The organism is Streptomyces sp. NPDC002773 (assembly GCF_040295605.1).
GTDB lineage: Bacteria > Actinomycetota > Actinomycetes > Streptomycetales > Streptomycetaceae > Streptomyces.
Window position 1 is genome coordinate 159,447 of sequence record NZ_JBEOVO010000005.1, and the last position, 18,588, is coordinate 178,034.

The window sequence follows — 18,588 nt, forward strand, 5'->3', positions numbered from 1 at the left end:
CCACCGCCCGCACGCGTCGCCAGACCCCCGCCCCGGGGGGTCAGGGCCTCTCGGGTCCTCTGCGGTGGCGTATCGCCGCCGTGGCCGTCAGGGCGAGTGCCAGCACCGCCCCCAGACCCGCCGCCACCGCGCCCCCGGCCACCTTCTCCTCGGGCGCCGCCACGGCGTAGCCCCCCGCCGCCCCCTTCTCCGCGTACGCGGACCCGGGGAGCTTGTCGCCGTACGCGTGGGCGACCCGGTCCCGGTACGCGGTGAGGCTCGTCCCGTTCCGGCCGACGGCCCGTACCGCGTCCTCGTCCAGCGGAAGCACCTTCGTGCCCTTCTGGACGTACCAGGCGTCGATCTGCGGCTCGCGGAAGACGAGGCCGCCGGGCAGGACGCGCCCGCCCTGTTCCGCGTAACGGATCTCGTCGTCGCCGGTGGCGATGTTGACCACCTGCCAGCCGCCCGCCCGCCGCACCGTCCACAGCGAGGCCTTCTGCCCGTCCGATGAGACGGCCCGGCTGGCTCGGAACTCGACCTCGGCGACCGGGACCCCGGGCTTCCCGGCGACGAAGTCCGGGGACAGGATCCGTACCGGCACGGACCTGCCCACGACGCGCGGCGCGGCCGCCGAGCGGGCGACGGCGCCGTCCCGGGCGAAGAACCGGGACAGGGTGTCGAGGGTCCCCGGCGCGGAGGCGGCCCGCTCGGGGGTGGGCGCGGGCGGCGGGCCCTCGGCGGCGGCCGCCTCCGGGAGCGCGCCGAGGACGACGAGGGCCGTGACGGTGAGGAGTCCGGCTGCCGTGGCACGTGCGGTCATCGTCGTCACACCCCTATCCGGTAGAGCGAGTGGGTCCAGGAGAAGGTGTCGTTGTCGACGTACCAGGCGTGGGAGGCCCAGTTGTAGCGGTTGCTCGAGGGCCAGGGGTCGCCCCAGTAGACCCAGCTGTTCGCGTCGTCGTACCCGTAGATCACGTGCATGTGGCCGCCGCCGCTCGACCACTGGATGCGGGTCTCGACGGGCCGGTCGGCGTTGATCTCGGTCTGCACGGTCGAGTAGCGCAGCCAGCCGTCGACGTACGAGCCGGGCCTGATGCCGGCCCACGAGAGGCCGGTCTGGACGTTGCCGAGGGTGGCCTGCCAGTTGGGGCAGTCGTAGCCCTGCTGGCGGTTGAAGGCGGCGTTGCAGAACTGGTTCTGGCTGTAGCTCCGGCCGAACCAGGTGGCGATGGTGTTGCCGCCCGCCGCCCAGCACCAGTTGGTCTTCTGCTGGGCCTGCATGGTGATGTTCAGCCGCTTGGAGCCGAGGGCGGCGGCGTCCTCGGTGGCGGGCGCGGCGGACGCCGAGGTGGTGGGGACGAGGAAGAGGGCGGCAGCGGCGAGTGCCGCGAGGTTCAGCTTTCTTCTGCGCATCGCGTTCCTCCCTGAGGCGGGGGGTGTGGGGATGTGGGGGTGGAGGAGCGCGTCCGGACGCTGGTCAGGAGCATCTGCCGTTGTCGGGAGCAGGTCAACACGCTTCAATGCGGGGTGACATCGGACTGTGAACGGTGTGACCCGGGTGTGAACGGACTCCCTCGGCCCACCAGCCCGCCCACCCCCCGCGGCGCGACGGTCCGCATCCCCGTCGTGAATGTTCACCGAGGAGTCCTCGTGAGCCACACCGAGGCAGATCTGACGCAGCTGCTGCGGACCGGCCCCTTCCATCTGGCGCTGCGCACCGCGCTCGCCGTGCGCGGGTTGCCGCTCCAGCGGGTCCAGCACCATCTCGCGCACCGGGGCGTCAAGGTCGGGGTGACGAGCCTGAGTTACTGGCAGCAGGGCGCCCGCCGCCCGCAGCGACCGGAGTCGTTGAAGGCCGTCCGCGCCTTGGAGGAGGTGCTCCAGCTGCCGGCGCACTCGCTGCTGCGGCTGCTCGCCGGGGACGCGGCCGCGCGGTCCGACGTGGAGCGCCCGGCGGCCCGCTCGTACCGCTCACTGGTGGAGGTGTCCGGCTCCGTCGAGGAGCTGCTCGCGGACCTGGAGTCGCCGACGGACGGCGGGCTGCACACGGTGGGGCACCACGAGCGGGTGCGGATCGGGGCCGGGCGGGAGCTGGTGGGGCGCGAGTCGCAGCACGTGGTGCGGGCGCACCGGGACGGCGTGGACCGCTATCTCGCCATCCACCACGGGGATCCCGGCTGCGATCCGTCGCGGGTGGCGGTGCGGGCGGTGGAGAACTGCCGGACCGGGCGGGTGCGGTGGCACGCGGCGACGGGGGTGCTGATCGCGGAGCTGCTCTTCGACGCGCGGCTGCGGGCCGGGGACACGTACCTCTTCTCGTACGGCTTCGAGGACGGTACGGCGGGGCCGAGCGGGGAGTACGTGCGCGGGTTCAGCTTCGCGGGCGGGCAGTACGTGCTTCAGGTGCGCTTCGACGAGGCGGCGCTCCCGGTGCGGTGCCGGAGGTTCGCGCAGGCCTCGGCGGGGGCACCGCGCGGGGGCCGCGCGGAGCTGACCCTGAGCGGCCGGCACCGCACGGTGCACACCGTGGAGCAGGGGGTGCGCCCGGGGATCCTGGGGATCGACTGGGACTGGGAGTGAGGCGAGTACGGGGGTGGGGGCCGGGGACCGGGCCTCGGGCCCGGCGTCAGGCCGTGGGTGCGGTCTTGGGCGTGGCGTCAGGCCGTGGGTGCGGTCTTGGGCGTGGCGTCGGGGCCCGCGACCAGTTTGCCGTTCTCGACGCGGACCGGGACCTCGGGGAGCGGCACGGTGGCCGGGCCCTTGAGCGCCTTGCCCGTCGTCACGTCGAAGCGGCTGCCGTGGCAGGGGCAGTTGCCCTCGTTGTTCTCGATCTTGTCGAGGACGCAGCCGGCGTGGGTGCACTGGGCGCTGAACGCCTTGTACTGGCCCTTGGCCGGGCAGCTCACCAGGACCCGCTGCTCGCGGTAGAGCTTGGCGCCGCCGACCGGGACCTCGTCCGGGGCGCCGAGGGCGACCGGGGCGGTCGGGGTCGGGACCTCGGCGTGGCCGAGCTTGGACTCGGTGGAGCAGGCGGCGACTCCCAGCCCGGCGGCACCGGCGAGGGCGGCGCCTTTCAGGACGGTGCGGCGGCTGGACTGGCCGGACATGGGCGCTCCACGGTGGATCGGGGCAAGGCGTGACCGAACCGACGATACCGGCGGCGAGGCAGGGCCCCCGGGGTGGGGGCCCTGCCTCGGACGTCAGGCCTTGCGGGCCCGGGTCGTCGCCTTCTTGGCGGCGGCCTTGGTGGCCGTCGCCTTCGTGGCGGTCGCCTTCGTGGCCGTCTTCCTCGCCGGAGCGGCGGCCTTGGTGGCGGTCGCCTTCTTCGCCGGGGCCGGGGCCTTCTTCGCCGCCGCCTTCTTCGCCCCGCGGGCCGCCGGAACGGTCCCGCCCGCGTCGCTGATCCGGTCCGCGCCGAGGATCTCGCGGAGGAACTTCCCGGTGTGGCTGGTGGACACCGAGGCGACCTCCTCGGGGGTTCCCTCGGCGACGACGATGCCGCCGCCGCTGCCGCCCTCGGGGCCCATGTCGATGAGCCAGTCCGCGGTCTTGATCACATCCATGTTGTGCTCGATGACGATCACCGAGTTGCCCTTGTCGACCAGTCCGGACAGGACCGTGATCAGCTTCGAGATGTCCTCGAAGTGCAGACCCGTGGTCGGCTCGTCCAGGACGTAGACCGTGCGGCCGGTCGAGCGCTTCTGGAGCTCGGAGGCGAGCTTGACGCGCTGCGCCTCGCCGCCGGAGAGCGTCGGCGCCGACTGCCCGAGCCTGACGTACCCGAGGCCGACCTCGTTGAGCGTGCGCAGATGGCGCGCGATGGTCGGGACGGCCTCGAAGAAGTCGAGGGCCTCCTCGATCGGCATGTTCAGGACTTCGGCGATGGACTTGCCCTTGTAGTGGACCTCCAGGGTCTCCCGGTTGTACCGGTCGCCGTGGCAGACCTCGCACGGGACGTAGACGTCCGGGAGGAAGTTCATCTCGATCTTGATCGTGCCGTCGCCGGAGCAGTTCTCGCAGCGGCCGCCCTTGACGTTGAAGGAGAACCGGCCGGGCAGGTAGCCCCGGACCTTGGCCTCCATCGTCTCGGCGAAGAGCTTGCGGACGTGGTCGAAGACGCCGGTGTACGTCGCCGGGTTCGACCGCGGGGTGCGGCCGATCGGGGACTGGTCGACGTGCACGACCTTGTCGACGAGGTCGTCGCCGTCCACGCGCGTGTGCCGTCCGGGCACCGACTTGGCGCCGTTCAGCTCGCGCGCCAGGTGGGTGTAGAGGATGTCGTTGACCAGGGTCGACTTGCCGGAGCCCGAGACGCCGGTCACCGCGGTGAGGACGCCGAGCGGGAAGGAGACGTCGATGTCCCGCAGGTTGTTCTCACGGGCCCCGTGCACGGTGAGCCGGCGCCCGGGGTCCACCGGGCGGCGGATGTCCGGGGTGGGGATCGCCCGGCGGCCGGACAGGTACTGCCCGGTCATCGACTCCTTGTTGGCGAGGAGCTCCTTCAGGGGGCCGGAGTGGACGACCTTGCCGCCGTGCTCACCGGCGCCGGGGCCGATGTCGACGACCCAGTCCGCGACCTTGATGGTGTCCTCGTCGTGCTCGACGACGATGAGCGTGTTGCCCATGTCCCGGAGCCGTACGAGGGTCTCGATGAGCCGGTGGTTGTCGCGCTGGTGGAGGCCGATGGACGGCTCGTCGAGCACGTAGAGCACGCCGACCAGGCCCGAGCCGATCTGGGTGGCGAGCCGGATGCGCTGGGCCTCGCCGCCGGAGAGGGTGCCCGCGGCCCGGTTGAGCGAGAGGTAGTCGAGGCCGACGTCGACGAGGAAGCGCAGCCGCTCGTTGACCTCCTTGAGGACCCGCTCGGCGATCTTCTTGTCGCGCGCGTTGAGCGTCAGCCGACCGAGGAACTCGGCGCAGTCGCTGATCGACATCGCGGAGACCTCGGCGATGGACTTCTCCATGACCGTGACCGCGAGGACGATCGGCTTGAGGCGGGTGCCCTCGCAGGTGGGGCAGGGCACCTCGCGCATGTAGCCCTCGAAGCGCTCCCGGCTGGAGTCGCTCTCGGCCTCGGTGTGGCGCCGCTTGACGAAGGAGACGGCGCCCTCGAAGGCCGGGGTGGTGTACGCCCGCTCCCGCCCGTAGCGGTTGCGGTAGCGGACCTCGACCTGGGTCTTGTGGCCGTGCATCAGCGCCTTCTTGGCGCGCTGCGGCAGTGCGGCGTACGGCAGGTCCGTGCGGAAGCCGAGGGCCTGGGAGAGGCCGCCGATGAGCCGGCCGAAGTACTCCTTGGTGTGGCCGTGCGACCAGGGGTGGATGGCGCCCTCGTCGAGGGACTTGTCCTCGTCGGGGACGATCAGCTCGGGGTCCACCTCCATGCGGGTGCCGATGCCGGTGCAGTCCGGGCAGGCGCCGAAGGGCGAGTTGAAGGAGAAGGAGCGCGGCTCCAGCTCCTCGAAGGACAGGTCGTCGTACGGGCAGTAGAGGTGCTCCGAGTACATCCGCTCGCGCTCGGGGTCGTCCTCCGCGAGGTCGACGAAGTCGAGCACGACCATGCCGCCGGAGAGTCCGAGCGCGGTCTCGACCGAGTCGGTGAGGCGGCGCTTGGCGCTGTCCTTCACGGTGAGGCGGTCGACGACTACCTCGATCGTGTGCTTTTCCTGCTTCTTCAGCGTCGGCGGTTCGCTCAGCTGAACGGTCTCGCCGTCGACCCGGGCGCGGCTGTAGCCCTTGGTCTGGAGGTCGGCGAAGAGGTCGACGAACTCGCCCTTCCGCTCGCGGACGAGCGGCGAGAGCACCTGGAAGCGGCTGCCCTCGGGCAGCTCCAGGACCCTGTCGACGATGGCCTGCGGCGACTGGCGGGAAATGGGCCGCCGGCACTCGGGACAGTGCGGCTTGCCGATGCGGGCGAAGAGCAGGCGGAGGTAGTCGTAGACCTCCGTGATGGTGCCGACCGTTGAGCGCGGGTTGCGCGAGGTCGACTTCTGGTCGATGGAGACGGCGGGCGACAGACCTTCGATGAAGTCGACGTCCGGCTTGTCCATCTGACCGAGGAACTGCCGGGCATAGGAGGAGAGCGACTCGACGTAGCGGCGCTGCCCCTCGGCGAAGATCGTGTCGAACGCGAGGGAGGACTTGCCCGACCCCGAGAGCCCGGTGAAGACGATCAGGGAGTCGCGCGGGAGGTCGAGCGAGACGTTCTTGAGGTTGTGCTCACGAGCGCCACGGACGATGAGACGGTCGGCCACGCCGGTCCGCACCTTTCTTCAGAGAGCGGATGTGCCTGAACACCCAACAACCAAGGATGCCGGATGCTTCCTCCGAGCGTATAGCACGCACATTCGATTTCCGGCCTCGCCGGGACCTCTTCACCCGAACGAGTGGCGGCGCCCCTGCTGGCACTAGGGTCGGCGCCATGATCGACCACGAACGCGACCTCGCTCACGTCCGCGAAGCGACCGAAAGGCTGCTGACAGCGGCCGCCTCCCTGGACAACGCGGCGACGGCCGGGCCGTCACGGCTGCCCGGCTGGAGCCGGGGCCATGTGCTCGCCCACGTAGCCCGTAACGCCGACGCCCTGGTGAACGTCCTCCAGGGCCGCCCCATGTACCCCGACGCGGCCACCCGGGACGCCGACATCGAGCGCGACTCCGGCCGCCCGCCGGCCGCCCACCTCGCCGACCTGCGCGAGACCGCCGACCGCTTCCAGGCCGTGGGCGCCGAGCCCGCCGACTGGAGCCGGGCGGTCGAGCTCCGCAACGGCGTCATGGACAGCGCGTCCCGGATCCCCTTCCGCCGCTGGGTGGAGGTGGATCTGCACCACGTCGACCTGGGCACCGGCTACGAGCTCGAAGATCTGTCCGAGGAGTTCACGACGCGCGAGATCGAGTTCCTCGCCGAGCGCTTCACCGGCCTGGAGAGCGTGCCCGCGACGGTCCTCAGGTCCGACGACGGCCGGACGTGGACCACCGGCGGCCCGACCGGCGCCGTCACCGTCACGGGCCCGGCTCCCGACCTCCTCGGCTGGCTCGCCGGCCGCCGCGACGGCTCGGCCCTGAAGACCGACGGCGGGCCGCTGCCGAAGCTCCCGGCGCTCTAGGACGGAGTCCGCCCGCCGCTGTCGGTGGGCGGAGCTAGGCTGAGCGCATGACGTACAGCGGAGTGGTGAAGGTCGGCGGACCCGCGGACGTTCACGAGCTGACGGACCTGATGATCTCGAAGGTCGCGGTCGGCCCGATGGACAACAACGCGTATCTGCTGCGCTGCCGGGCCACCGACGAGCAGCTCCTGATCGACGCGGCCAACGACGCCGGCACGCTCCTCACACTGATCGGTGACGACGGCGTCAAGGCCGTCGTCACCACCCACCGCCACGGCGACCACTGGCAGGCGCTCGCCGAGGTGGTCGCCGCGACCGGCGCCGTGACGTACGCGGGCGCGTACGACACGGAGGGCATCCCGGTCGCGACCGACGTGCCCGTCGAGGACGGCGACACGATCCGGGTCGGGCGGGTGGAGCTGACCGCGCGCCACCTGGTCGGGCACACCCCGGGCTCCATCGCCCTCGTCTACGACGACCCGCACGGCCACCCGCACGTCTTCACCGGCGACTGCCTCTTCCCCGGCGGCGTGGGCAACACGCGGAAGGACCCCGAGGCCTTCGCGAGCCTCCTCCACGACGTGGAGACCAAGCTGTTCGCGGTCCTCCCCGACGAGTCCTGGATCTACCCGGGCCACGGCAAGGACACCACGCTCGGTGACGAGCGCCCGTCCCTCCCGAAGTGGCGCGAGCGCGGCTGGTGACCCGGGCGGTACCGAGAGCGCGCGTTCGAGCAGTGACGCGCTCCCGTACGCCCCCGTAACCGGGACGCACGCCGGGTAGTTGGCGCCACATGCGCCTCAGTCACTCTCCGTCGCCGCCCGCTCCCCCGGCCGCCCCCGGCGCGCCGTCGATGGGCCGGATCGCCGCCGCCTCGCTCGTCGGCACCGCCATCGAGTTCTTCGACTTCTTCGTGTACGGGACCGCCGCCGCCCTCGTCCTGGGGCCGCTCTTCTTCCCGACCTTCTCCCCGCTCGCCGGGACCCTGGCCGCCTTCGGCACCTTCGCCGTCGGCTTCGTGGCCCGTCCGCTCGGCTCGGTCCTCTTCGGCCATGTCGGCGACCGGTACGGCCGGCGTCCGGTCCTCATGGTCTCGCTGCTCCTGACCGGCTGCGCCACAGTCGCGGTCGGCTGCGTCCCCTCGTACGCGACGCTCGGCATCGCCGCTCCCGTGCTGCTCCTCGTCCTGCGCTTCCTCCAGGGCCTCGGGCTCGGCGGGGAGTGGGGCGGGGCCGTACTGCTCACCGCCGAGCACGCCCCGGCGCACCGGCGCGCGCTCTGGTCGAGCTTCCCCCAGATCGGTCCGGCGATCGGCTTCCTCCTGGCGAACGGGGTGATGCTGGCGCTCTCTGCGGGCCTCAGCGAGGCGGAGTTCCGGTCCTGGGGCTGGCGGGTGCCGTTCTGGGCGGCGGGCCTGCTCGCGGCGGTCGGGCTGCTGCTGCGCTCCTCGCTCAGGGAGACCCCGCAGTTCGAGGAGCTGTCGGCGGCCGGGAAGCGCTCGGGCGCCCCGCTTGCCGAGGTCGCCCGCGACCACTGGCGGCTCGTCCTGCTGACAGCCGGTGCCCTCGCGGTCGGGTACGCCACCTTCTACACGGTGTCCACCTGGGCCCTGGCCTACGGCACCAAGCACCTCGGGGTGAGCAGCACCGTGATGCTGACCTGCGTCATGGCGGCGGTGGCGATCAAGGGCGCGGCCACCCCGTTCGTGGCCCTCCTCGCCGATCGCTGGGGCCGCCGGCCGCTCTGTCTCGCGGGGTGCGCGGCCTCCGCGCTCTGGATGTTCCCGATGGTGGCCCTGCTGCACACGGCCCGGCCGTTCCTGATGTTCCTCGGCTTCCTGGGCGCGCTGCTCGCCTTCATCACCATGTTCGCGGTGGTCGCCGCGTACCTCCCGGAGCTGTACGAGCCCCGGGTGCGCTGCACCGGCGCGGCCGTCGGCTACAACCTCGCCGGGGTCCTCGGCGGCGCCCTCACCCCGCTGGTGGCGACCGCCCTCTCCGACGGCGGTTCCGGGCCGCCCTGGGGCGTCGCCGCGTATCTGACCGTGGTCGCTCTGGTCAGCCTGGGCTGCTTCGCCCTGCTCCCGGAGACCCTGCCGGCCGAGCTGGTCCCCGAGCCCGCGCCTGACCTCGACCCCGTGTAGGGGGCGGAGAGACGGCGACGGCCGGCCGGGGAGAACCCCGGCCGGCCGTCGCCGTACGTACTGCTGTGCTGCTCTGTACCGCTGTACCGCGTCAGGCGCCGATGCTGTCCTTCTCGGTGTCGCCGGCGTCGGCCACGTTCTCGGCGGCCTCACGCTCCGCCTGCCTCTTGGAGGCGATCAGGCTGGTGATCGTGGTGATGATCAGGACACCGCAGATGACCGCGAGCGAGAACGGGATGGAGATCTCCGGGACGTGCACCCCGGACTCGTGCAGGGCGTGCAGCACGAGCTTGACGCCGATGAAGCCGAGGATCACCGACAGGCCGTAGCTGAGGTGGACCAGCTTCTTGAGCAGGCCGCCGATGAGGAAGTACAGCTGCCGCAGACCCATCAGGGCGAAGGCGTTGGCGGTGAAGACGATGTACGGGTCCTGGGTGAGGCCGAAGATCGCCGGGATCGAGTCGAGGGCGAAGAGGATGTCCGTGGTGCCGATGGCGAGCATGACGACCATCAGCGGGGTCAGGACCCGCTTGCCGTTGCTCTGGATGAACAGCTTGGTGCCGTGGTACCGGTCGGCGACGCCGAACCTCTTCTCGACGGCCTTGAGGAGGCGGTTCTCCTCCCAGTCGTCCTCGTCCTCGTCGGCCCGCGCCTCCTGGATGAGCTTCCAGGCGGTGTAGATCAGGAACGCGCCGAAGATGTAGAAGACCCACGAGAAGCTCGCGATGATCGTGGCGCCTGCGGCGATGAAGATCGTGCGGAGCACCAGAGCTATCACCACACCCACGAGCAGCACGCGCTGCTGGAGGTGGGAGGGCACCGCGAACTTCGCCATGATCAGGACGAAGACGAAGAGGTTGTCGACGCTGAGCGACTTCTCGGTGATGTAGCCGGCGAAGAACTCGCCAGCCGCCTGGCTGTTCCCGAAGAACAGCAGGCCGAGTCCGAAGAGCCCGGCGAGGACGATCCAGACGACCGTCCAGATTCCGGCTTCCTTGACCGAGACGTCATGGGGCTTGCGCCCGATGAAGAAGTCGGCACCGATCAGGGCACCCAGACCGAGAATGGTGAGTACCCAAAGGGTCATTGAAACGTCCACTGCGCCTCCGGCGTCGTACGGCTACTGATCAGCGTCGTCGCTGCCGGAGGTCTCTTCCACCCGGGCGACAGGCGATCGCCGCCGGGCCGACGCCCCGGGATCGGATCCATGATGATCCGTCCGTACTGACGGGCACGCCGCGCTTGGGGAGTACTCCCCTCCGCACCAAGAAGACTACCCGAATAACCAAGAAAAGGTAAAGGGCAGGGTAAAGAGCCCTCAAAAGAGCAGGTCAGGGCCGCTTTCCATGGCGAGCCTCCGCGACCCGCGCGAGCACCTGGCGGAGCACCGCACTGCCCGGCGGAAGGAGCGGCGGCTCGTACGACCAGGCGTGGCCGACCCAGGGATCGGCGAGGTGGTCGTCCGGGACGGGGGTGAGCCGCAGCAGCGAACGCCACAGCGGGTCGAGCAGCGGCCCGTACGCGGAGGCGTCCTCCCGGTCCGCGACCATCAGCAGATGGACGCCGACCGAAGGCCCCTCGTCGGCGAGGTACCGGAGCCGGGTGACCGCCCGGTCGTCGAAACCGTGCGGGAAGTCGTGCACGAGCAGCAGCTGCCGGGCCGCGTCCAGACCGGGCGGCAGGGCGTCCGAGGCCCCCGCCCGTACCGCCATCTGCAGCAGGTCCACCCGCTCGGTGAGCTGCTCCAGGACCGCCGAGACCCCGGCGGCGCCCCGGGCCGGCGGCGCCGCGAGGACACCCGAATCCACGAGCGGCGCCAGTGGAGCGGCGCCCGCCCCGGCCGGATCGACGACATGGACGGTGAAGGCGCCGGCCGGGTGCGCCGCGAGCAGCCGGGCCGCGTGCGCCACCGCGCAGTCCAGGGCGAGCCGCCGCAGTTCGGTCTCGTCGAGCAGACCGGCCGCCTCCGAGCGGCCGCGGCCGCTGTCCACCCAGAGCCCGCGCTCGAGGGGCAGCCGGACCAGCATGGGGATCCGCAGCTCCGCCCGCTCGGGGAGGTGGAGGTCACCCAGACGGACGGCCATCGGCTCCTCGGCCGGGACGCGGTAGGCCCCCCAGACGGGGTTGTCCCAGCGGGCGAACGCGGCGGGCAGGGCCGGTTCGACGACCTCGGACTCGGCCGCGAGCTGTCCGAGGTCCCGGTCCAGGACCACCTGGGCCCGCTCCACCAGCTCATCGTGCCGGGCCCGGGCGGCCGCGCGGGCGGCGTCGTTGGCGCCGTCGGCCCGGGCGCGGTAGTCGGAGAGCGTCTGGTCGAGCTCCCGGTCGAGCCGGGACTCCGCGAAGTCGCAGGCGCTGCGGTAGGCGGCGGCGGTACGGGCGAGGTCCTCGAACATGCCCCACACCTGGTTGTACAGGCGCTCGTCCATGGACCAGCCCGACGCGTCCCCGGCGACCGGCACGGGCGGGTCCTGCCGGGGCTCGGACGCGGGGGCCGCCGACTGACGGCTGGGGTGGGCGTAGTCGATGGGACCGCCGGTGCGGGTGCCTGCCGGGGGCGTGGGCGCGACCGGGGGCGTGGCGGGCTGTGGCGACGGCGGTGTCACCGGGGTGGTCGGGGCCGGGTCCGAGGCCGGCACCGGTGCCGTGTGGCGTACGAGCTCCGCCTCGGGGGCGTGCTGGGGCGGAGCGGTCACCGGGGCGGGACGGGGCGCGACCGTCTCCAGGATCGACGCGGCCAGATCGGCGGGGCGCTCCAGGCCCTGGTCGCCGAGGAGGGCGGCGAGCCCGCCCTCGTACCCCTGGCCCATGGCGCGGACCTTCCAGGCGCCCTGGCGCCGGTACAGCTCCAGGGCGACGACGGCGGACTCGCTGGCGAGGCCGGTGATCGTGTAGCTGGCGATCTCGGCGCCGTCTGCGCCTGCGACGGTGACGAAGGGAGCGGCGACGGCTCCGAACCTGGCGGCGCCGCCGGGGAGCGCCAGGAGGACCGAGACGCGGTGGACGGCTTCGGGGACCGCCGCCAGGTCGACGGTGAGCCGGTGGTCGGCGGCGGTCTGTCCGGGGACGTCGACGCCGGGGAGGGAGGGGGAGCCGGGGTGGGCGATCCACTCCACACCCGGGACCCTGCCCCGCTCGTCGCCGAGGGTGGCTCCGGCAAGGACGGGGTGACCGGCCGACACCCGGATCTCAAGGCGGGTGTCGGGCAGGGGGTGGTTCTGCCCCCGGACCAGCTCGGCCGTCATCGACTCTGTCCCCTCAGCGTTACCGGGCTCGGCGTGAAGCGCTCGTGTGTTCACGTGTTCATGCGGGACAGCTCCCGGTGGCCTGCAGCCTCCGGGAGCTGTGGTGTGTGCCGCGCGGGCCGCCTACAGGTGCGGCAGGATCGCGGGCATCAGGTCCTGGAAGGTGCGCCCGTTGGCCGGGTTGCCCAGGGCGGTCATCTGCCAGCCGGTGCCGACCCGGTGGACCTTCGCCATGATCTGGGCGGTGTAGTTGCCGCCGCCGTCGAGGGTGTAGCGCGCGAGCTCCTGCCCGGTCGTCTCGTCGACGATGCGGCAGAACGCGTTCTGCACCTCCTGGAACGTCTGGCCGGTGAAGGAGTTCACCGTGAAGACGATCTGGTCGATGTGGACCGGGACCCGCTCCAGGTCGACGAGGACCGCCTCGTCGTCGCCGCCCTGGCCCGCGCCGCCCACGAGGTTGTCACCGGTGTGCTTGACGGAGCCGTCGTCGCTGACCAGGTGACGGAAGAAGACCACGTCGACCGGCTGCTTGTCGGCGAAGAGGACGGCCGAGGCGTCCAGGTCGATCTCCTGCGTGCGCTTGCCGAAGAGACCGCGGCGCGGCGCGGCCTGCCAGCCGAGGCCCATCCGGACCTGGGTGAGGTTGCCCCCGCCCTTCTTCTCCAGGCTGATGGCCTGACCCTTGGTCATGTTGACCGACACGCGTATGCCCCTCTCGTTAGCGTTCCCCGCGCCCGCTGTTCCGGTGCGTGCGGTTGTCGGTCACCCTACGCAGCGCCACTGACACCGAGGAGGCGCGGTCCGGTTTTGTGTCGGTCTTGCAACACACCGGACCGCCGCCCGGTCAGGCGAGTCCCGCCTCCTTCATCTGGCGCAACTCCTTCTTCAGCTCTCCCACTTCGTCGCGGAGCCGGGCGGCCACCTCGAACTGCAGCTCGGCGGCGGCGGCGCGCATCCGGTCGGTCATCTCCTCGATGATCGCGGCCAGTTGCGTGGCGGGCCGGTCGCCGAGCTCCATGGTGGAGCCGGACTTGCCCTTGCCCTTGACGCCGTGCGCGGCGAGGGAGGGGACGGGGGCCTTGGCGCCCTTGCCCTCCTTCGCCTGGCGGTAGCCGCTGCCGAGCAGTTCCTCGGTGTCGACCTCCTCGCGCGCGATGGTCGCGACGATGTCGTTGATCTTCTTCCGGAGCGGCTGCGGGTCGATGCCGTGCTCCGTGTTGTACGCGACCTGCTTCTCGCGGCGGCGGTTGGTCTCGTCGATGGCCTGCTCCATCGCCGGGGTGATCCGGTCCGCGTACATGTGGACCTGGCCCGAGACGTTTCGCGCGGCGCGGCCGATCGTCTGGATCAGGGAGGTCCCCGACCGCAGGAAGCCCTGCTTGTCCGCGTCGAGGATCGCCACGAGGGACACCTCGGGCAGGTCGAGGCCCTCGCGGAGGAGGTTGATGCCGACGAGGACGTCGTACTCACCGGCGCGCAGCTCACGGAGGAGCTCGATGCGGCGCAGGGTGTCGACGTCGCTGTGGAGGTAGCGGACCTGGATGCCGAGCTCCAGGAAGTAGTCGGTGAGGTCCTCGGCCATCTTCTTGGTGAGGGTGGTGACGAGGACCCGCTCGTCCCGCTCGGTGCGCAGCCGGATCTCGTGGACCAGGTCGTCGATCTGGCCCTCGGTGGGCTTGACGACGACCTCGGGGTCGACCAGGCCGGTGGGGCGGATGATCTGCTCGACGAAGCCGTCGCCCCGGGAGAGCTCGTACGTCCCGGGGGTCGCGGAGAGGTAGACGGTCTGGCCGATCCGCTCCTGGAACTCCTCCCACTTCAGCGGGCGGTTGTCGAGGGCGGACGGCAGCCGGAAGCCGTGGTCGACCAGGGTCCGCTTGCGGGAGGCGTCGCCCTCGTACATGGCGCCGATCTGCGGCACGGTGACGTGCGACTCGTCGATGACGAGCAGGAAGTCCTCGGGGAAGTAGTCCAGGAGGGTGTTGGGCGCGGTGCCGGGGTCGCGTCCGTCGAAGTGCATCGAGTAGTTCTCGATGCCGGAGCACGAGCCGATCTGGCGCATCATCTCGATGTCGTACGTGGTCCGCATGCGCAGCCGCTGGGACTCCAGGTGCTTGCCCTGCTTGTCGAGCTCGGCGAGACGGCCCTCCAGCTCGCGCTCGATGTCGTTGACCGCGCGCTCCATGCGCTCGGGTCCCGCGACGTAGTGGCTGGCGGGGAACACGTACAGCTCGCGGTCCTCGCTGATGATCTCGCCGGTGAGCGGGTGGAGGGTGGAGAGGGCCTCGATCTCGTCGCCGAACATCTCGATGCGGACGGCCAGCTCCTCGTACACCGGGAAGATCTCGATGGTGTCGCCGCGGACGCGGAAGGTGCCGCGGGTGAACGCCAGGTCGTTCCGCGTGTACTGGATGTCGACGAAGCGGCGGAGCAGCTGGTCGCGGTCGATCTCCTCGCCGACCTTGAGCGGGACCATCCGGTCCACGTACTCCTGGGGCGTGCCGAGGCCGTAGATGCAGGAGACGGAGGCGACCACGATGACGTCCCTGCGGGTGAGCAGGGAGTTCGTCGCGGAGTGCCGGAGCCGCTCCACCTCCTCGTTGATCGAGGAGTCCTTCTCGATGTACGTGTCCGACTGCGGCACGTACGCCTCGGGCTGGTAGTAGTCGTAGTACGAGACGAAGTACTCCACCGCGTTGTTCGGCAGGAGCTCGCGGAACTCGTTCGCCAGCTGGGCGGCCAGCGTCTTGTTCGGCGCCATCACCAGGGTGGGGCGCTGGAGCTTCTCGATCATCCACGCGGTGGTGGCCGACTTTCCGGTGCCGGTGGCACCGAGGAGCACGATGTCCTTCTCACCCGCGCGGACGCGCCGCTCGAGGTCGGCGATGGCCGTGGGCTGGTCGCCGCTGGGCTGGTAGGAGCTGACGACCTCGAAGGGCGCCACCGAACGTTCGATCTTGGAAACGGGCCGCATGCAACCACCGTACGACCCGGCACTGACAGTCGGGCGGTGATCACCAGTCCTGGGAGCGGTGGCCGCCCCTGGCGGCGGTCCCGCGGGCGGTGCGGCCGGCGGGCCGGGACGTCCAGTTGGCGGGCTCGCCGTAGGACGGGACGTGGCGCGGGGCGGGCACGCCGGGGCGGTGCGGGGCCCGGGCCGCGGACCCCTGCCAGTCCGGGTCTCCCATCACGAGCAGCGGGTCGAACATGACGACGACGGCGGCGAGGATCAGGAAGACGGCCGGGCCGAGCAGCATCGGCAGCAGGAGCGAGGTGGCCGCGTCACCGGTGTCGGTGGCGGGCCCGGTGCCGTGCAGGTGGACGCTGACCGCGGCCATGGCGGTGTAGTGCATACCACTGACGGCGACGCCCATCACCAGGCTGGCGCCGAGGCTGGCCAGAAATCCACGTACGGAGACGGCCGCCCAGAGGGCCACGGTGGCCGCCACGACGGCGATGACCACGGAGAGGGCGACGGTGGGCGTGTCGTACTCGATCCGCCCCTGGAGACGCATCCCGGCCATGCCCAGGTAGTGCATGGTGGCCACGCCCAGACCGGTGATGGTGCCGCCGGTGACCAGGGTGAGGGCGGTGGCCCCGCGGTATCCCACGATGAAGATGCCGATCCCGACCATGAGGACGGCGACGCCCAGGCTGGCGAAGGTGATCGGGCGGTCGTAGTCGATCGGCGCCTGGTGGACGGAGAAGCCCATCATGGCGATGAAGTGCATGGTCCAGATGCCGGTGCCGATCGAGGTGGCGCCGAGGGCGAGCCAGCCCGCCTTGAAGCTGTCGCGGTTGCGGAGCGATCTCGTGGTGCACCTGAGGCCGAGGGCTCCGCCCAGGCACGCCATGAGAAAGGAGGCCACCGGCGTGACGAGGCCGTAACTGAATCCGTCGACCGTGCCCTGCATGAGCGTGAGTCCTCCACCCCTGGTGCCACGTCGTCCGAAAACAGTCGGTACCGCTGGGTACTACCGGGGCGAGATTATGGCGTGGGAGTGGCGACGGCGGGAAGTCGCTCCTTTTCGACCGGTCCGGTCGTTCCCCACCTGGCTGTCAGTGGCGGGTCGTACCGTGGGCGGCATGGACATCGAAGCGGGGCCGACGGGCGGCGGGCGGGCCGTCCCGGCGGAGTGGACGGTCATGGAGAGCGCCATCGGGCCGCTCTTCCTCGCCGCGACCGGCCGGGGGCTCGTGCGGGTGGAGTTCCACGCCGACGCGGCGCGCAGGGAGCGGATGCTCACCCGGCTGGCGGGGCAGCTCGGCGCGGAGCCGGTGGAGCGCGCCTCGGGGCTGCTCGCGGGCGCGATACGGCGGCTCGACCGGTACTTCGCGGGTGAGCCGGGCGATGTCGGGCTGCCTCTGGACTGGAGCCTGACGACCGGCTTCAACCGGCAGGTGCTGCGCGAGCTGACGACCGTCCCGTACGGCACGGTCGTCGGGTACGGGGAGCTGGCGCGGCGCGTGGGCCAGCCGGGGGCCGCGCAGGCGGTCGGGGTGGCGATGGGCTCCAATCCGCTGCCGGTGGTGGTGCCGTGCCACCGGGTGGTGGAGAGCGACGGAGGGCTCGGCGGTTTCGGGGGCGGTCTGGAGACCAAGAGACAGCTGCTCGCCCTTGAGGGCGTGCTGCCCGCGCCGCTGTTCTGAGCGGGGGCGATCCGGCCCGTCGGCGGCGTGTCCCCCGGGTGGGGCGGCTGGCACACTCGTGCCAGTGACCAGCACCCCCGGCGCCCCTGACGTACCTGACGCGCCTGACGCCGTCCTGCCCGAGCACCTCTCCGCCACCGGCGCCGGGCTGCCCGCCCTCCGCCGCCGTATCCAGGCCGTGCTCATCGCCACCCAGATCCTCGGGGGCCTCGGCATCGCCACCGGCATCGCCCTGTCCGCCGTCCTGGCCAAGGACGTCAGCGGCTCCGAGGCCCTCTCCGGTCTGGCGTCGACGGCGACCGTGGCCGGTCCCGCACTGCTCGCGATGCCGCTGGCCGCTCTGATGGCCTCGCGGGGCCGTAGGGCCGGGCTCGTCCTCGCGTACCTCATCGGCGCGCTCGGGGCGGGGGTGACGGTGCTCGGGGCGGTCGTCGGCAGCTTCCCCCTGCTGCTCGTCGGGCTCGTCGGCTTCGGCGCCGGGTCCTCGGCGAACCTGGCGGCCCGCTTCGCCGCCGCCGACCTCGCCGCACCGGACCGCAGGGCGCGAGCCATCTCCACGGTGGTGTGGGCGACCACGATCGGGGCGGTGCTCGGCCCGAACATCGCCGCGCCCGCCGGGAAGAGCGTCTCCGGCCTGGGCATACCGGCCACCGCCGGGCCCTTCGTCTGGGCCGCCGCCATCTTCGTGGTCGCGGCGGCCGTGGTGGCACTGCTGCTGCGCCCGGATCCGCTCCTCACCGCCCGCGCGCTGACCGAGCCCGGGGCGGGCGAGGGCGCGGAGGGGCGCTCGCTCCGGGCCGGTATGCGGGTGGTGCGGGAATCTCCGCGGGCCCGCCTCGCCCTGGTCACCGTCGCCGGCTCGCACACCGCGATGGTGTCGATCATGTCGATGACCCCGGTGGCACTCACCCACCACGGTGCGGACATCCAGCTGGTCGGGCTCGTGATCAGCGGGCACATCGCCGGCATGTACGCCTTCTCGCCCCTGATGGGCTGGCTGTCCGACCGGCTCGGAAGCCTGTCGGTGATCGGGCTCGCGGTCGGGCTGATCGGCGTGGCGGCGCTCGTCGCGGGTACGGCGGGACCCAGCCACGGCCGGACCGCCCTGGGGCTCTTCGTCCTCGGTCTGGGGTGGTCGGCGGGTCTGGTGGCCGGCTCGGCGCTGCTCACGGACTCGGTGCCGCAGGCCGCACGGCCCGCGGTCCAGGGGCTCTCCGACTTCATCATGAACACCTGCGCCGGTGTCGGCGGTCTGGCGGCGGGTCTGATCGTCGCGAAGGCGGGCTACGGGCCGCTGAACGCGATCGCCGCGTGCCTGCTGCTGCCGATGGCGGCGCTGGCGCTCCGCGGCTCGCTACGGAAGGCCTGATTCCGGGGGCGGGACCGGTCGGCCCGCATGCGGGGGCCCACATGCGGCGCGGGTCCGCTCGGTAGGCCCGCATGCGGGGTCCGCGCGAAATCACTTG

At 71.8% G+C, this 18,588-nt stretch carries 15 protein-coding genes; 6 read left to right on the forward strand and 9 right to left on the reverse strand.

The genetic code is table 11. The features are described from left to right. Positions 1-40: 40 nt before the first annotated feature. Both ABT034_RS09205 and ABT034_RS09210 read right to left on the reverse strand, forming a co-directional pair. Positions 41-802, reverse strand: coding sequence for a hypothetical protein (locus tag ABT034_RS09205; RefSeq protein WP_351212940.1), 762 nt, complete (start codon positions 800-802; stop codon positions 41-43). Between the two features lie 5 nt (positions 803-807). Beyond that, positions 808-1,395, reverse strand: a complete 588-nt coding sequence (locus ABT034_RS09210; protein ID WP_351212942.1) for a papain-like cysteine protease family protein — start codon at positions 1,393-1,395, stop codon at positions 808-810. A gap of 237 nt (positions 1,396-1,632) precedes the next feature. On the opposite strand from ABT034_RS09210, the gene ABT034_RS09215 reads away from it, so the two are divergent. Next, positions 1,633-2,562, forward strand: coding sequence for a hypothetical protein (locus ABT034_RS09215; protein WP_351212944.1), 930 nt, complete (start codon positions 1,633-1,635; stop codon positions 2,560-2,562). A 77-nt stretch (positions 2,563-2,639) separates the two neighbouring features. Here the strand turns inward: ABT034_RS09215 and ABT034_RS09220 are convergent, their stop codons facing one another. Both ABT034_RS09220 and uvrA read right to left on the reverse strand, forming a co-directional pair. After that, positions 2,640-3,089, reverse strand: a complete 450-nt coding sequence (locus ABT034_RS09220) for a Rieske (2Fe-2S) protein (RefSeq protein WP_351212946.1) — start codon at positions 3,087-3,089, stop codon at positions 2,640-2,642. A 93-nt stretch (positions 3,090-3,182) separates the two neighbouring features. Further along, positions 3,183-6,233 (reverse strand): excinuclease ABC subunit UvrA, encoded by a 3,051-nt coding sequence (gene uvrA / locus ABT034_RS09225; RefSeq protein WP_351212948.1) that lies wholly within the window; start codon positions 6,231-6,233, stop codon positions 3,183-3,185. Between the two features lie 167 nt (positions 6,234-6,400). On the opposite strand from uvrA, the gene ABT034_RS09230 reads away from it, so the two are divergent. The 3 genes from ABT034_RS09230 (at position 6,401) to ABT034_RS09240 (ending at position 9,227) form a co-directional block, all read left to right on the forward strand. Further along, on the forward strand, positions 6,401-7,084 hold the full coding sequence (locus tag ABT034_RS09230) for a maleylpyruvate isomerase family mycothiol-dependent enzyme (protein WP_351212950.1): 684 nt from the start codon (positions 6,401-6,403) through the stop codon (positions 7,082-7,084). A gap of 47 nt (positions 7,085-7,131) precedes the next feature. Further along, on the forward strand, positions 7,132-7,788 hold the full coding sequence (locus tag ABT034_RS09235; protein ID WP_351212952.1) for an MBL fold metallo-hydrolase: 657 nt from the start codon (positions 7,132-7,134) through the stop codon (positions 7,786-7,788). A 149-nt stretch (positions 7,789-7,937) separates the two neighbouring features. Further along, complete coding sequence (locus ABT034_RS09240; RefSeq protein WP_351213227.1) at positions 7,938-9,227, forward strand: MFS transporter; 1,290 nt, start codon at positions 7,938-7,940, stop codon at positions 9,225-9,227. 91 nt (positions 9,228-9,318) lie between these two features. On the opposite strand, the gene ABT034_RS09245 is transcribed toward ABT034_RS09240, so the two are convergent. From ABT034_RS09245 to ABT034_RS09265, 5 genes are all read right to left on the reverse strand, one after another. Then, positions 9,319-10,326 (reverse strand): TerC family protein, encoded by a 1,008-nt coding sequence (locus tag ABT034_RS09245; protein WP_502972850.1) that lies wholly within the window; start codon positions 10,324-10,326, stop codon positions 9,319-9,321. A gap of 232 nt (positions 10,327-10,558) precedes the next feature. Continuing rightward, positions 10,559-12,472 (reverse strand): TerD family protein, encoded by a 1,914-nt coding sequence (locus ABT034_RS09250; protein ID WP_351212956.1) that lies wholly within the window; start codon positions 12,470-12,472, stop codon positions 10,559-10,561. A gap of 123 nt (positions 12,473-12,595) precedes the next feature. After that, complete coding sequence (locus tag ABT034_RS09255; protein WP_351212958.1) at positions 12,596-13,174, reverse strand: TerD family protein; 579 nt, start codon at positions 13,172-13,174, stop codon at positions 12,596-12,598. Between the two features lie 142 nt (positions 13,175-13,316). Next, positions 13,317-15,446: an excinuclease ABC subunit UvrB gene (uvrB, locus tag ABT034_RS09260; RefSeq protein ID WP_351212960.1), complete on the reverse strand. Its 2,130-nt coding sequence runs from the start codon at positions 15,444-15,446 to the stop codon at positions 13,317-13,319. A gap of 40 nt (positions 15,447-15,486) precedes the next feature. After that, complete coding sequence (locus ABT034_RS09265) at positions 15,487-16,386, reverse strand: MHYT domain-containing protein (protein ID WP_351212962.1); 900 nt, start codon at positions 16,384-16,386, stop codon at positions 15,487-15,489. Positions 16,387-16,558: 172 nt separating this feature from the next. Here ABT034_RS09265 and ABT034_RS09270 point away from each other — a divergent pair, with 172 nt between their 5' ends. Further along, positions 16,559-17,122 carry a methylated-DNA--[protein]-cysteine S-methyltransferase gene (locus ABT034_RS09270; RefSeq protein WP_351212965.1) on the forward strand — a complete coding sequence of 188 codons (564 nt, stop codon included), beginning with the start codon at positions 16,559-16,561 and terminating at the stop codon, positions 17,120-17,122. A 64-nt stretch (positions 17,123-17,186) separates the two neighbouring features. Further along, positions 17,187-18,491: an MFS transporter gene (locus ABT034_RS09275; protein WP_502972852.1), complete on the forward strand. Its 1,305-nt coding sequence runs from the start codon at positions 17,187-17,189 to the stop codon at positions 18,489-18,491. Positions 18,492-18,588: the final 97 nt, after the last annotated feature.